Source organism: Primorskyibacter flagellatus, assembly GCF_900176485.1.
GTDB lineage: Bacteria > Pseudomonadota > Alphaproteobacteria > Rhodobacterales > Rhodobacteraceae > Primorskyibacter > Primorskyibacter flagellatus.
Window position 1 is genome coordinate 413,661 of the sequence record NZ_FWYD01000001.1, and the last position, 14,199, is coordinate 427,859.

A 14,199-nucleotide genomic window follows, 5' to 3' on the forward strand; every position below is an offset into this window, starting at 1 on the left:
TCCCAAGGTTTACAGAAGGTAAATATTGCCCATGACCGGCCAAGTCGTGACCCGTTTCGCGCCCTCTCCCACCGGCTACCTGCATATTGGCGGGGCGCGCACGGCGCTGTTCAACTGGCTGTTCGCGCGCGGGCGTGACGGGCGTTTTCTGCTGCGGATCGAGGATACGGACCGCGAACGCTCTACCCCCGAAGCGACGGCCGCCATCCTGAAAGGGCTGGACTGGCTGGGGCTGGACCATGACGGCGAGGCGATCAGCCAGGCCGCAGGGGCCGCGCGCCATGCCGAGGTTGCGCATGAGTTGCTGGCCAAGGGTGCGGCGTATAAGTGCTTTGCCACCCAGGATGAAATCGCGGCCTTCCGCGAGGCTGCCAAGGCCGAGGGCAAATCCACCCTGTTCCAAAGCCCCTGGCGCGACGCCGACCCGGCCACCCAGCCCGATGCGCCCTTCGTGATCCGCCTGAAGACACCCTTGGAAGGCACGACCGTGATCGACGATCAGGTGCAGGGCAAGGTCACGATCCGCAACGACCAGTTGGACGACATGATCCTGCTGCGGTCGGACGGGACGCCCATCTACATGCTGGCGGTGGTGGTAGACGACCATGACATGGGCGTGACCCATGTCATCCGGGGCGACGATCACCTCAACAATGCCGCGCGCCAGATGGGAATCTATACCGCGATGGGCTGGGATGTACCGGTCTGGGCGCATATCCCGCTGATCCACGGACCGGACGGCAAGAAACTGTCGAAACGCCACGGTGCATTGGGCGTCGAGGAATATCAGGCGATGGGCTATCCGTCGGCAGGTATGCGCAACTATCTGGCCCGTTTGGGCTGGAGCCATGGCGACGACGAATTTTTTACCGACGAACAGGCGCAGCAGTGGTTCGGGCTGGATGGAATCGGCAAAAGCCCGGCGCGTCTGGACTTCAAGAAGCTGGAGAATCTCTGCGGCCAGCACATCGCGGCCGCCGACGATGCTGCGCTGCTGCACGAAATTGACGCTTACCTTAAGGCAGCCGAACAGCCCGCCTTGACATCCGCGCAGCGCGACGGATTGGGACGTGCGATGTATTGCCTCAAGGATCGCGCAAAAACATTCCCGCAGCTTCTTGAAAAGGCAGAGTTTATTCTGGCGAAATCTCCGATCGTTCCGGATGAGAAAGCCGCCGGACAACTTGATGCGGTATCCCGTGGTATACTGGCTGCATTGACGCCGCAATTGCAAAATGCTAGCTGGTCCCGAGACGAATTGGAGGGTGTCTTGTCCCGGTTTACCGAGGAGAATGAACTGAAATTCGGTAAACTAGCAGGTCCGCTTCGGGCCGCACTTGCCGGACGTTCAGTGACACCCAGCGTATTCGACATGATGCTCGTTTTGGGCCGGGACGAAACACTCGTCCGGCTGGATCAGGCTGCGGCCATTGGGAAAAGCTGACCAGATCATCTTGTCTCAATGCCTGTTGACATAGGAAGCCGTTGCATTCGCTCAACGGCATTGAGACGAAGGGACCACTTCATGGCAGAAAGTACCAAGAACGCTACCCTGCAACTGGATGGCAAAAGCTTTGATTTGCCGATCTTTAGCCCAACCGTGGGCCCCGACGTGATAGACATCCGCAAGCTATATGCCAATGCAGGTGTGTTCACCTACGACCCCGGCTTCACCTCTACTGCGGCCTGCGACAGCACGATCACCTTCATTGATGGCGACAAGGGCGAGCTTTTGCACCGCGGCTATCCGATCGACCAGTTGGCCGAGAAATCGCATTATCTCGAAGTCTGCTACCTGCTGCTTTACGGCGAGCTTCCCTCGGCGCAAGCGCTTGAGGATTTCGAAAACCGCGTGACCAACCACACGATGCTGCACGAGCAGATGCAGTATTTCTTCCGCGGGTTCCGCCGCGACGCGCATCCGATGGCGATCATGGTCGGCGTCGTGGGGGCGATGTCGGCCTTCTACCACGACAGCACCGACATCACCGATGCCTGGCAGCGCGAGGTCGCCTCTATCCGGCTGATCGCCAAGATGCCGACGATTGCCGCCTGGGCCTACAAGTATCACACCGGCCAACCATTTGTGTATCCGCGCAACGATCTGGATTACGCGTCCAACTTCCTGCGCATGTGCTTTTCCGTTCCGGCCGAGGAATACGAGGTCAACCCGATCCTGAGCCGCGCGATGGACCGGATCTTCACCCTGCATGCCGATCACGAACAGAACGCTTCGACCTCGACGGTGCGGCTGGCGTCATCCTCCGGTGCCAACCCCTTTGCCTGTATCGCCGCCGGCGTTGCGTGTCTTTGGGGTCCGGCACATGGTGGGGCCAACCAGGCCTGTCTTGAAATGCTGCGCGAGATTGGCACCCCGGACCGCATCCCCGAATTCATCGAACGCGCCAAGGACAAGAACGACCCATTCCGCCTGATGGGCTTTGGCCACCGTGTCTACAAGAATTTCGACCCGCGCGCCAAGGTGATGAAACAATCCGCAGACGAGGTGCTGGACCTGCTGGGGATCGAGAACAATCCCACATTGCAGGTTGCCAAGGAACTCGAAGCTGCTGCCCTTGCGGACCCCTACTTCACCGAGAAGAAGCTGTTCCCGAATGTCGACTTCTATTCCGGCATCATCCTCGAAGCGATGGGTTTTCCCACCTCGATGTTCACCCCGATCTTCGCGCTGTCGCGCACCGTCGGCTGGGTTTCGCAGTGGAAGGAAATGATCGGCGATCCGCAGAACAAGATCGGCCGTCCGCGTCAGCTTTACCTGGGCAGCACCGCGCGCGACTACACCGATATCGAAAAGCGCTAAGTCTGCTCAGCGACGCAAACCGCAAGCCCGTCCCTTACAGGGGCGGGCTTTTTTCATTTGCCAGAGTTGCCACCCCGGCCGGGCCGGTGCGAGTCTTGCTGTGGTCTTCAGGGGATCTGTCGTTGGGGATAAAATATGCCGCGAAATGAATGCCACGCACTCCTACATGGGATCCACTTCGCGACATGAGAAGAATCAGGGCCACTCACCCGTTTCCCGCCGTCATAAAAAACCTCCTCTTGCAAAGAGATCTTTGATAAAATTGTTGCAGACCCGAAAATCCTTCGAATTACAGGTCTATATATATGAATAAAGTGTAGACATTGTATACGATATACATTGAGACAATTTCAACAATTAAGTTGAAGAAAAAACCCTGTAGAATCAACGAATGAAATTAAATGAATGCAATTCAAATGCGTCGGGAATCAACTTACCCAACGTCATTCGACTTGTGGCAGCCTGCACGCCCTGTGCTCCGCTTCGAGAGCGTGGCCGCAAAACACGCTCTGCACGGATGCCTAGCGCCTGAAACCCACGGCATCAGGTGAACGCCTCAAGCGTGCCGAACTGTGGTCCGGCACGGGTCAATCCGGTGGTTGCGCTTCAGCGCCCTTCGTAATTGGCCGGGCGTTTTTCAAGAAAGGCCACGACACCTTCTTTGAAATCACGGGTCTGACCGCATTTGCCTTGCAATTGCGCCTCCAGCGCCAATTGTTCGTCCAGCGTATTGTCAAAGCTGCCGCGAATTGCCTGTTTCAGCGCATTATATGCGGCCGTTGGACCATTTGCCAAATGCGCCGCGCGTTTGCGCCAATGGGCTTCAAACCCGTCATCCGCCACGGCCTCGTAGATCATGCCCCAGTCATCGGCCTGTCGGGCGGAAATCTTGTCGGCAAACAACGCCGCCCCCATCGCCTTGGCCATGCCCATCTGGCGCGGCAGGTAATAGCTGCCGCCTGCATCCGGGATCAGGCCGATCCGGGTGAAGGCCTGAATGAAGGCAGCGCTTTCCGTGGCAATGACAACATCCGCCGCAAGCGCAAGATTCGCCCCCGCCCCCGCAGCCGCACCGTTCACGGCACAGATCGTCGGCACCGGGCATTCGTAGATCGCCTTGAGCATCGGTTCGTATTCGTCGCGCAGCACGCGTTCCAGATCCAGATTGGCCGCATTGGCCCGGTCGCCCAGATCCTGCCCGGAACAGAAGGCCCGCCCGCCCGCGCCTGTCAGGACCACGACGCGCGCCTCTTTACCGCCTTGGCGCACGGCTTGCGTGATCTCAGCACGCATCTGCGTGTCCAGAGCGTTCATCACGTCGGGCCGGTTCAGCGTCACGACGCAGATGTTGTCGCTGACCTCATAGGTGATGGTTTCGTAATGCACGGGCGCGGTCTCCTTTTTGAGCAATCTTTGCGCCGCATCAAACACGCAGCCGCCGGAAATGGCAAAGCCCAACGCAACGTCACGGGTCGTTGCGATCAAGGATCTCTTTCAGCCGCGCGCTTTCGTCAGCGTTCAGCCCCTGCTCGCCGGGTGCCCGCGCGTGTGACCGGCGGCGGATATAAACGACACCCACCCCAAGCGCGGCGACCAGCATCAAGGGGCCTGCCGCCCAAAGCAACCAGTTCGCGCCCCCGGTCGTGGGTTTCAGCAGCACGAACTCGCCATAGCGATCGACGATAAAGGCCAGCGCCTCTGCGTCGCTGTCGCCCTCGACCAGACGTTCGCGCACCAGAAGGCGCAGATCCCGCGCCAGCGAGGCATTGGATTCGTCGATGCTCTCGTTCTGACACACCAGACAGCGCAGCCCCTTGGACAGTTCGCGCGCACGCAACTCCAGCGCCGGGTCGTCCAGCACCTCGTCCGGTTGCACAGCCCAGACCGGTGCGGCCAGCAGCGCAAGGCAAAGCACAAGGATGTAGGGTGGGGTTTTACCCCACCATTCCCGGAACCGCCTCATTCCGCAGGCACGCCCGCAGGTGCAGGCGCTTTGCGCGCCCCCGCGGCCACCCGGTAGCGGCGGTCCGTCAGGGACAATCCGCCGCCAAGTGCCATGATCAGGCACCCGGCCCAGATCCAGCCCGCCAGCGGCTTGACATAGGTGCGCATGGTCCACGCGTCATTGCCCTGCGCATCCCCGATCACCACATAGACATCGCGCAAAAACCGGTAATCGATGGCCGCTTCGGTCGTGGGCATCTTGGCCACCGGATAGCTGCGCTTTTCGGGATAAAGCGTCGCGATCTGCTGCCCGTCCTGTGCCAGGGTGACATTTGCCGTGGTCGAGAAATAATTCGGTCCGCGCACCCTTTCGACGCTGTTCAGGGTCAATTCATAGCCCGACACCTCGAAAGGCTCGCCGATATTCGCGACGCGGATATCCTCGGTCTGCCAGGCGGTCAGACCGGCAATGCCGAAGATGGTGATGCCCAGCCCGGCATGGGCCACCGATTTGCCCCAATCGGCGCGCGGCAGGCGCATCAGGCGGCGCAGATCACGCGATCGGCCCGTGCGGGTCCACAGATCCGTCAAAGACCCGAAAACCAGCCAACTCCCCAGGAACAGCCCCACCGGCCCCAGCAGGCTGCGCCCGGACTGCATGGCCCAGGTCAGCCCCGCCAGCGCCAAGGCCAGCACCAGCGCGGGAAGTAGTTGACGGGTCACCCGGCCAGGCTTGGCACGTTTCCAGGGCAGCATTGCGCCCAGCGGCAGGATCAGCCCCAGCACCACCATGAACGGCGTGAACGCCATATCGAAGAAGGGTGCGCCGACGCTCAGCTTGCGGTCAAAGAACATCTCGGCGGCCAGCGGCCAGATCGTGCCGACAAACACCACCAGCGACGCCACCGACAGCAGGATGTTGTTCGCCACCAACGCGCTTTCGCGGCTGACAACGGCAAACACGCCTTTTGCCTCCATGGTTCCGGCCCGCGCGGCAAACAACGTCAACGCACCTCCGGTAAAGACGGCAAGGATCATCAGGATGAACACGCCGCGTTCGGGGTCATTGGCGAAGGCGTGTACACTGGTCAGCACGCCGGAACGCACGATGAATGTGCCAATCATCGAGAAGCCGAACGCCATGATCGCCAACAGGATGGTCCAGCTTTTCAGCGCCTCGCGCTTTTCCACGACAATGGAACTGTGCAGCAGCGCCGCCGCAAAGAGCCACGGCATGAAGCTGGCATTTTCCACCGGGTCCCAGAACCAGAACCCGCCCCAGCCAAGCTCGTAATAGGCCCACCAGGACCCGAGCGCGATGCCGATGGTCAGGAAGATCCACGCCGCCAGCGTCCAGGGCCGCACCCAGCGACCCCATGCGGCATCCACGCGCCCCTCGATCAGCGCGGCGACGGCGAAACTGAAGCAGACGCTCAGGCCGACATAACCGAGGTAGAGAAAGGGCGGATGGAAGGCCAATCCCGGATCCTGCAACAGCGGATTCAGGTCCTGCCCGTCAAAGGGCGGCACCGCGAGGCGCAGGAACGGGTTGGAGGTAAACAGGATGAACGCCAGAAAGGCCACACCGATCGCGGCCTGAACCGACAGGACCCGCGCGCGCAGACTGGGTGGCAGTTGCGCCCCGAACCACGCCACCATCGCGCCGAAGAGGCTGAGAATCAGCACCCACAACAGCATGGAGCCTTCGTGATTCCCCCAAACGCCCGAAATCTTGTAAAGCATCGGCTTGGCCGAATGACTGTTCAACACCACAAGGCGCAGGCTGAAATCGCTGGTCACAAAGGCATAGGTCAGCGCCGCAAAGGCAAAGCCCAGCAGCAAAAACTGCGTGGTGGCGGCCGGTTCGGCAACCGACATCCAGCCCGGCCATCGCTTATGCGCACCGATGATGGGGACAACCGTCTGCACGATGGCGACGAGGAAGGCGAGGATGAGGGCGAAATGCCCGAGCTCTGTAATCATGCTTCGGTTATATTCGCGTAAAGCGGGGCGAGCCAATGGTTTTCCCCGCCCCGCCCCGTTCACATTGTCGCGCCCTGCCCGGTTTTGCTGGCCCGCCACTCTGCAAGCGCGGGATTTTCTGCATTGCTTTCGGCCAGAGGCACCGGCTCGGGGGCCGGTGCGGGCGCTGCCTGTGTCTGCCGGAAGGATGTTTCCCGCAACGACTCGATCTCTTCCACCGTGCGCATCACCCCTGGCGTCATGCCGACCGTGCGCGCCAGATCCGCCTGATAGGCCTGCCCCTTTGCCTGATGCCGCGCGCCGAAATAGAACGACACGATTGCGCCCAGAAGCCACCACATCGGTTCCGGCACCAGCGCAATCCCGGCCATGCGCGCGGCGAACCACACCGGGTCCACCATCGCCGCACAGAACAGCCCCAGCGTGCCAAGTGCCAGCGCGGGCCGTGGCAAGCGGTTCACGCCATCCATGAACCTGTCGAACCCGCCACGTTTGGGTTGCACGAATTCCTGCCCGAATTGCCGCAAGGCATCGCCGCGAAGTGTCGCGCCACGCATTGCCTCGGCCTCGGCATTCACCCGGAAGATCTCGGCGGTTTGCGCCACCACATTGCGCCCGCCGCCAAAGACGACCCCCAGCAGTCTTTCGATCAACCCCATGCCGACACCCGTGCCCGAAACGCGTTTTCACTCAGATGGAACCGCGGCGAGATGAACTCCTCGGCGCGTTTGATCCAGCCGCCCTTGCCGCCCTTTCGGCTGCGCGCATATTTGCGCGAACTCGGCCGCGCATCGGCGAGGCCGAAATAGTAATTCCGCCGGGCAATCCCGTAGGCATCCACCAGATAGGCCGGGGCCGCAGCCATGCACCGTGCCGCCGCCGCGATGGTCTGTGGACCCAAGGCACCATCGACCGAGACAGCTTCGCCCATCTCGCACAGCAGCCGTTGCAGGATCTTGACCGCATTGGCCCCGGCATTGACATACATATCGAAAACCGAGGGCTGAAGCGCCTCGGGAAGTTCTGCCAAGCGCGGCTCGACGAAATAATGGCGCAGGAAGATCTCGACCGCTTGGGCACGATCAAGCTGCCGAACATCCGCAGCATCAACTTTGCCGTCGCGGGTCAGATCCAACCCCAACCGCCGCATCGTGTGGATCGTCACACCATGGTTCGTGGCCCCGCCGGGATCGTCGGGGTCGTTCACATAGCCGCCTTCACGGGCGACAATCTGCTCTGCAATCTGCCTGACATTGGGCATGTGGGCTGCCTCTCGCTTGCCTGAAACCTCGGCACAAACGATTGCAGCAATTGGTTAATGCGGCCCGATCTGACCGTGCGCAGCCCCGCGCGTCAGCTTTCGGGGGCCTGGTAGACGCCTTGTTCCTTCAGCGCGTCCACAACCTCTTTCGGCATGTAGGTCTCGTCATGTTTTGCAAGAATTTCAGAGGCTTCGAAGACACCGTTGATGTATTTTCCAGTGCCCACCATGCCTTGCTTCTCGCCGAACAGATCCGGCAGGACGCCGCCGAACACCACCGGAACGGTCGCGCCCCCATCGGTCACGCGAAAGCGGATCAGCTCTCCCTGGCCGCGTTGCAGCGATCCTTCCTCGACCAATCCGCCAATCCGGAATGTCTCATTCGGGGCGGGTGGTTCCGCCATCACCTGACTGGGTGAGCGGAAAAAGTTGATCCCGTCCTGCATCCCGTATCCGATCAGCACGGTGCTGGCCGCAAGCGCGACCACGGCCACTGCGATAACCTGAATACGGCGCTTTTTCTTGAGGCTCTTCATGCGTCCTCTCCTCTGGAACACGCGAAACCTACCCGAACAGTTTTGCCGGAACAGATGTCAAAACGTCCCGGCACAATGCAATTACGGGAAACAGGGCACCAGGGTCAGCCCTGCGATCTCTTCCTCACCTAACATCAAATTCGCATTTTGCAATGCTTGGCCCGACGACCCTTTGGTCAGATTGTCCAGCGCCGCCACGACGATGGCCCGACCCGGTTTGCGGTCGCCGGTCACGCCGATATGGCAGAAATTCGACCCGCGCACATGATGCGTCGAGGGTGTCTCGCCAAAGGGCAGCACGTGCAGGAACGGCTCGTCGGCATAGGCGTCGCGCAGCGCGGCATAAACCGCTTGCGGATCGCCGCTGACATATGTGGTGGCAAGAATGCCGCGGTTCGCGGGCATCAGATGCGGCGTGAACTGCACCTCTACGGGCCGTCCGGCAAGCTTGGAAAATTCCTGATCGAACTCGCCCAGATGCCGGTGCGTGCCGCCAACGGCATAGGCGTTGTAGCCCTCGGACAATTCGGCATGCATCAGGTTTTCCTTCAGCGCCCGGCCCGCGCCCGACACGGCACATTTCATATCGAGGATGATATCGTCCAGACCGATCACACCGGCCGAGATCAACGGCCGCAAGGCAAACTGCCCGGTCGCCGCATTGCAGCCAGTGCCGGCCACAAGCCGCGCTTCCCGAATCTCGTCGCGGTAGAATTCGGTCAGGCCGTAGACCGCCTCTTTCTGCACCTCGACGGCGGCATGCGGGTTGCCGTACCACTTTTCGTATTCCGCCGGATCGCGCAGCCGGAAATCCGCCGACAGATCGACGATCTTCAGGTCTTTCGGCAGATCGCGGATCACCTCCTGGCTGGTCTTGTGCGGCAGCGCGCAAAAGCACAGGTCGATCTTGGCAAAGTCGATCTCATCCGCCGTCACCAGATCCGGCAGGTCGAGATGCCGCAGATGCGGATAAACCGTCGCCATGCTTTGGCCGGCTTTGGCATTGGCACCAAGAGCAGCAATCTGCATCGACGGATGGGTGGCGATCAGCCGGATCAGTTCCGCACCGGTATAGCCAGAGGCACCGAGGATCGCGATTTTATGAGTCATGTCGTTTCCCTTCAGGGGGCATTTGTACAAATTCGGGGGGGCAAATGTCACAAAAGGCACCAAACGCGGCGCGTCAGGCGCTTTGAAACTCGACCTGTCGTCGCAGGAAATGCGTCGCCTGATCGGACACTTTGCGCGGGTTGCCACTGGTCAGGCAAATCGCGTTTTCACCACGCCCCAACATTCCCGGATGACGCTCCAGATAGTCGGCGAGGCTGGCGGCGACCAGATCGGCCTGGCTGTAAACCGTCACGTCCGGGCCAAGCGCTGCCTGAAACACATCCTGCATCAACGGGTAGTGCGTGCAGCCCAGAATGGCCGCCTGCGGTTCGGGCATTTTCCGTTTCAAAGCATCGACATGGCTGCGCACCAAAGCCTCGGCCAGGATCATGTCGCCCTCTTCGATGGCATCGACCAACCCGCCGCAGGCCTGCGCCTCGACATCCACGCCAATGGCGCGGAACGCCAATTCACGCTGAAACGCACGGCTGCGCACCGTGGCGGGCGTCGCAAACAACGCAACATGCTTGACCGCCACTTCGCGCGGCGGGCTGTTATCGCCCCATTGCCGTTCTGTAAGTGCCTCGATCAATGGGACAAAAACGCCCAGCACGCGCTTTTCAGGCGGTATCCAGCTTTCTTGCATCCGCCGCAACGCCGCAGCGCTCGCGGTGTTACAGGCCAGAATCACCAGATCGCAGCCTTCCTCCCAAAGCCGCGACACGGCGGCGGTTGTCAGGTTGTAGACATCCTCGGCATCCCGGACACCGTAGGGCGCATTCTTGTTGTCGCCCAGATAGACAAAAGGCACGTCCGGCAACCGCCTGGACACCGCGTCGAGGACCGTCAACCCCCCAAGACCACTGTCAAAAATTCCTACCGCCATGCGGATACCCCGGCCGTCAGCCCTTGCGTTTGTCTTAAACCTCGAACCCGCAGTCATAAGACCGAAGCGGGATCGGTGAAAGCTCTTACGTCTCTTTTCGCAAGAAATCCACAAGTGCGCGAGTCCCATTCCGGACGGCGCCGATGGGCTTGCCGACCACGCGGTGCGCCGGATCTATTCCGCTGCCTTGGACATCGGCGCGCCGCCCGCGCGCAGCATCGCCAACAGTTCTTCGCGTCGTTTGGCAGCCTTGGTCTCATTCGCCATCTTTACCGGCCCGAACCCGTTGATCTGCAACGGCAATTCCGCCAATGCGACCGCCACATCCATCGTGTCGGCGCTCAGATGCTTTTCGACCTCGTCCATATCCGCCTGATATTGCGCGATCAGCGCGCGTTCCATCTTGCGTTCCGCGGTATAGCCGAACGGATCGAGCGGCGTGCCGCGCAACCCCTTGAACCGCGCCATCATTCGCAACGGACGTTCCAGCCAAGGCCCGAATTCACGCTTCTGAGGACGGCCATCCGCGCCCATGCGAGCAAGCATCGGCGGCGCGAGGTGAAAGCTCATCTTGAAATCGCCGTCAAACTCTTCCCTGGCCTTGTCGCGGCTGGTCAAAAGCAGACGGGCGACCTCGTATTCATCCTTGTATGACAATAGCTTATGATAGCCTTTTGCCACGGCCTCGCGCAGGGCTGGATCGGTGAAGCGGTCAACCATCTGCATGTAGCGCTTGGCCAGACGCTTGCCCTGATAGGCGGTCAGATGTTCGACGCGGAACGCGATCTTCTCGTCCAGCGATTGCGGCAGGCCGACGACATTCGGCTCTATCAACTGTCTGGCCTGTTCCGGATGCAGCACGGCCCAACGTCCGATCTGGAAGGCGCGCTGATTGCGCTCCACCGCCGCACCGTTCAGCTCTATCGCCTGATTTATCGCATCCAGGCTAAGCGGCACCAGCCCGCGCTGCCACGCGGCCCCGAGGATCATCATGTTCGAAAAGATCGAGTCGCCCATCGTGGCGCGCGCAAGTTCGGTCGCGTCGAACAGATCGACCCGGTCTTTCATCCTTGCTTCAAGAGCAAGCCGCAACCTGTCGCTGGGCAACGTAAAATCCGTGTCGCGCGTGAAGTCCCCGGTGATGATCTCATGGCTGTTCACGACCGCACCGCTGCGGCCCGTGCGGGTCAAGCCAAGCGTTTTGGCACCCGCACTGACCACCAGATCGCCGCCGATCAAAGCATCTGCTTCACCCGTGGCCACGCGGATCGCATTGATATCTTCGGGCCGTTCGGCGATGCGGCAATGGATGTGCACCGCGCCGCCCTTTTGGGCAAGGCCTGCCATTTCCATCATGCCTGCGCCCTTGCCGTCGATCTGCGCGGCCTGGGCAAGCACTGCTCCGATGGTCACGACCCCGGTGCCACCAACGCCCGTGATGACAACATTATAGGTTCCGTTGATCGCCGGGATCTGCGGGTCAGGCAGGTCCGGCAAGTCCAGAGCGGCCGTCGCGCCCTTCTTGAGCTGCGCCCCTTCCAGCGTCACGAAAGACGGGCAAAACCCTTTCAGACAAGAGAAATCCTTGTTGCACGCGGATTGGTCAATCGCGCGTTTTCGGCCCAGCTCGGTGTCTTCCGGCACGATGGCAACGCAGTTCGACTGCACGCCGCAGTCGCCGCAGCCCTCACAGACATCGGTGTTGATAAACACGCGCTTGTCGGGATCGGGAAACTTGCCCCGCTTGCGCCGACGGCGCTTTTCGGCTGCACAGGTCTGAACGTAGATGATCGCCGAGACGCCTTCGTGTTTCGTGAACGCTTCCTGTATCGCAGGCATTTCAGAACGCTCATGCAATTCAATGCCTTGCGGAAAAGACTTAAGGTCAATTTTTTCCTTTTCGTCGTAAACCACCGCAATATTCTTGCACCCCATCGCCTTGACCTCGGCGGCAATGCGCTGCGGGCTAAGACCGCCTTCGTTGGGCTGGCCACCCGTCATGGCAACGGCGTCGTTATACAGGATCTTGTAGGTGATGTTCGTCCCGGCCGCCAAAGCGGCCCGGATCGCCTGCACGCCTGAATGGTTATAGGTGCCGTCGCCGAGGTTCTGGAACACATGGTCGCGCGTAGAAAAAGGTGCCTCGCCGATCCAGTTCGCCCCTTCGCCGCCCATATGGGTGAACCCGGTCGTTTCACGGTCCATCCACTGCACCATGTAGTGACAGCCGATACCCGCATAGGCGCGGCTGCCGTCGGGCAGTTTGGTAGAGCTGTTATGCGGGCAGCCGGCGCAGAAATACGGCAGACGTGCGGCAATATCTTCGGCATTATCGGCGCGGCGCGCCTCGTCCAGCGCCTGCATCCCGGCCTTGACACCATCTGTGCCGCGCCCTTCATCGATCAGGATGCCACCGATTTTCTCGGCAATCAGGATCGGGTCCAGGGCGGCGCGTGTCGGGAACAACTCGTCGTCATGCATGCCCCCTGCACCGCTTTTGTACCAGCCATAGACGCGGCGTCCCTGTCGGTCGTCAAAGATCGCCTCCTTGATCTGAACCTCGATCAGCTTGCGCTTTTCCTCGACCACAACAATCAGATCCAGCCCCTCGGCCCAGTCGTGAAAGCCCTTCATGTCCAGCGGCCAAGTCTGTCCGACCTTATAGGTGGTCAGGCCCAGACGCAGCGCCTCATCCGCGTCAATATTCAGCAGGCTGAAAGCATGCACCAGATCCAGCCAGTTCTTGCCAGCCGCGACAAAGCCGATCTTGGCACCGGGCTTGCCCCAGACGCGCTTGTCCATCTTGTTGACATGGCTGAATTCTTCGGCAGCAAAGCGTTTGAAGTCGATCATCCGCGCTTCTTGCGCATGCGGAGTGTCGCCCAAGCGAATGTTCAGCCCATCCTTGGGCATCACGAAATTCGGCAGGCTCAGCTGCATCCTGTCCGGACGGCCATCTACCACAGAGGTCGCCTCGATCGTGTCTTTCATCGTCTTGAGACCAACCCAGAGGCCGGAAAACCGCGACAGGGCATAGCCGTAGATGCCGTAATCCAGCACTTCCTGCACACCGGCGGGGCTGACCACCGGCATATAGGCATCGACCATCGCCCATTCCGACTGATGCAACACGGTAGAGCTTTCGCCGGTGTGGTCATCGCCCATCGCCATCAGCACACCGCCATGCTTTGACGATCCGGCCATATTGGCGTGGCGCATCACGTCTCCGGACCGATCCACCCCCGGCCCTTTGCCGTACCACAGACCGAAAACGCCGTCATATTTGCCCTCGCCGCGCAATTCAGCCTGCTGGCTGCCCCAAAGCGCCGTCGCGGCCAGATCTTCGTTCAGTCCGGGCTGGAAAGTGACATCATATTTGCCCAACACCTTGCCGGCACGGGTCATTTGCAGATCGACGGCCCCCAGCGGCGATCCTCGATAGCCGGTGACAAATCCCGCAGTGTTCAATCCTGCCGCGCGGTCACGCTCTTTCTGCATGAGCATCAAGCGCACCAGCGCCTGCGTCCCGTTCAGCAGAACCGGTGACTTTTCCAGATCGAATCTGTCGTTGAGGGTGATCTCGGTCTTGCCCATCTCGCGTCTCCCGTCGCCAGTTGATGCATCATTTAGCGCTATATTAGGTCATAACAACTGACCT

At 60.7% G+C, this 14,199-nt stretch carries 11 protein-coding genes; 2 read left to right on the plus strand and 9 right to left on the minus strand.

Features of this window, described 5'->3' with window-relative positions; all coding sequences use genetic code 11:
* Positions 1-31 precede the first annotated feature (31 nt).
* The gene (gene gltX / locus B8991_RS01965) at positions 32-1,444 is read left to right on the plus strand and encodes a glutamate--tRNA ligase (protein ID WP_084350106.1); all 1,413 of its coding nucleotides are present in this window, start codon (positions 32-34) and stop codon (positions 1,442-1,444) included.
* Positions 1,445-1,525: 81 nt separating this feature from the next.
* The gene (gene gltA / locus B8991_RS01970) at positions 1,526-2,821 is read left to right on the plus strand and encodes a citrate synthase (protein WP_084350107.1); all 1,296 of its coding nucleotides are present in this window, start codon (positions 1,526-1,528) and stop codon (positions 2,819-2,821) included.
* 606 nt (positions 2,822-3,427) lie between these two features.
* On the opposite strand, the gene B8991_RS01975 is transcribed toward gltA, so the two are convergent.
* The 9 genes from B8991_RS01975 to B8991_RS02015 form a co-directional block, all read right to left on the minus strand.
* Positions 3,428-4,207, minus strand: a complete 780-nt coding sequence (locus B8991_RS01975) for an enoyl-CoA hydratase-related protein (protein WP_084350314.1) — start codon at positions 4,205-4,207, stop codon at positions 3,428-3,430.
* A gap of 79 nt (positions 4,208-4,286) precedes the next feature.
* On the minus strand, positions 4,287-4,784 hold the full coding sequence (locus B8991_RS01980; RefSeq protein ID WP_084350108.1) for a cytochrome c-type biogenesis protein: 498 nt from the start codon (positions 4,782-4,784) through the stop codon (positions 4,287-4,289).
* Positions 4,781-6,748 carry a heme lyase CcmF/NrfE family subunit gene (locus B8991_RS01985; protein WP_084350109.1) on the minus strand — a complete coding sequence of 656 codons (1,968 nt, stop codon included), beginning with the start codon at positions 6,746-6,748 and terminating at the stop codon, positions 4,781-4,783. The genes B8991_RS01980 and B8991_RS01985 overlap by 4 nt, the downstream gene beginning before the upstream one ends.
* A 59-nt stretch (positions 6,749-6,807) precedes the next feature.
* Positions 6,808-7,407, minus strand: coding sequence for a holin family protein (locus tag B8991_RS01990; protein WP_084350110.1), 600 nt, complete (start codon positions 7,405-7,407; stop codon positions 6,808-6,810).
* On the minus strand, positions 7,398-8,009 hold the full coding sequence (locus B8991_RS01995) for a holin-associated N-acetylmuramidase (RefSeq protein ID WP_084350111.1): 612 nt from the start codon (positions 8,007-8,009) through the stop codon (positions 7,398-7,400). Before B8991_RS01995 ends, B8991_RS01990 begins: the two co-directional genes overlap by 10 nt.
* 92 nt (positions 8,010-8,101) lie before the next feature.
* Entirely contained in the window at positions 8,102-8,545 is a 444-nt protein-coding gene (ccmE, locus tag B8991_RS02000) for a cytochrome c maturation protein CcmE (RefSeq protein WP_084350112.1), read from the minus strand.
* An 81-nt stretch (positions 8,546-8,626) separates the two neighbouring features.
* Complete coding sequence (argC, locus tag B8991_RS02005; protein WP_084350113.1) at positions 8,627-9,655, minus strand: N-acetyl-gamma-glutamyl-phosphate reductase; 1,029 nt, start codon at positions 9,653-9,655, stop codon at positions 8,627-8,629.
* A 73-nt stretch (positions 9,656-9,728) separates the two neighbouring features.
* Positions 9,729-10,541 carry a glutamate racemase gene (murI, locus tag B8991_RS02010; protein WP_084350114.1) on the minus strand — a complete coding sequence of 271 codons (813 nt, stop codon included), beginning with the start codon at positions 10,539-10,541 and terminating at the stop codon, positions 9,729-9,731.
* Positions 10,542-10,715: 174 nt separating this feature from the next.
* The gene (locus B8991_RS02015; RefSeq protein ID WP_084350115.1) at positions 10,716-14,135 is read right to left on the minus strand and encodes an indolepyruvate ferredoxin oxidoreductase family protein; all 3,420 of its coding nucleotides are present in this window, start codon (positions 14,133-14,135) and stop codon (positions 10,716-10,718) included.
* Between the last annotated feature and the right edge of the window lie 64 nt (positions 14,136-14,199).

Excerpts from the sequence above, each read along its gene's own strand:
- gltX (WP_084350106.1), top strand. The coding sequence starts at position 32 with ATGACCGGCCAAGTCGTGACCCGTTTCGCGCCCTCTCCCACCGGCTAC.
- gltA (WP_084350107.1), top strand. The coding sequence starts at position 1,526 with ATGGCAGAAAGTACCAAGAACGCTACCCTGCAACTGGATGGCAAAAGC.
- B8991_RS01980 (WP_084350108.1), bottom strand. The coding sequence starts at position 4,784 with ATGAGGCGGTTCCGGGAATGGTGGGGTAAAACCCCACCCTACATCCTT.
- B8991_RS01985 (WP_084350109.1), bottom strand. The coding sequence starts at position 6,748 with ATGATTACAGAGCTCGGGCATTTCGCCCTCATCCTCGCCTTCCTCGTC.
- B8991_RS01990 (WP_084350110.1), bottom strand. The coding sequence starts at position 7,407 with ATGGGGTTGATCGAAAGACTGCTGGGGGTCGTCTTTGGCGGCGGGCGC.
- B8991_RS01995 (WP_084350111.1), bottom strand. The coding sequence starts at position 8,009 with ATGCCCAATGTCAGGCAGATTGCAGAGCAGATTGTCGCCCGTGAAGGC.
- ccmE (WP_084350112.1), bottom strand. The coding sequence starts at position 8,545 with ATGAAGAGCCTCAAGAAAAAGCGCCGTATTCAGGTTATCGCAGTGGCC.
- argC (WP_084350113.1), bottom strand. The coding sequence starts at position 9,655 with ATGACTCATAAAATCGCGATCCTCGGTGCCTCTGGCTATACCGGTGCG.
- murI (WP_084350114.1), bottom strand. The coding sequence starts at position 10,541 with ATGGCGGTAGGAATTTTTGACAGTGGTCTTGGGGGGTTGACGGTCCTC.
- B8991_RS02015 (WP_084350115.1), bottom strand. The coding sequence starts at position 14,135 with ATGGGCAAGACCGAGATCACCCTCAACGACAGATTCGATCTGGAAAAG.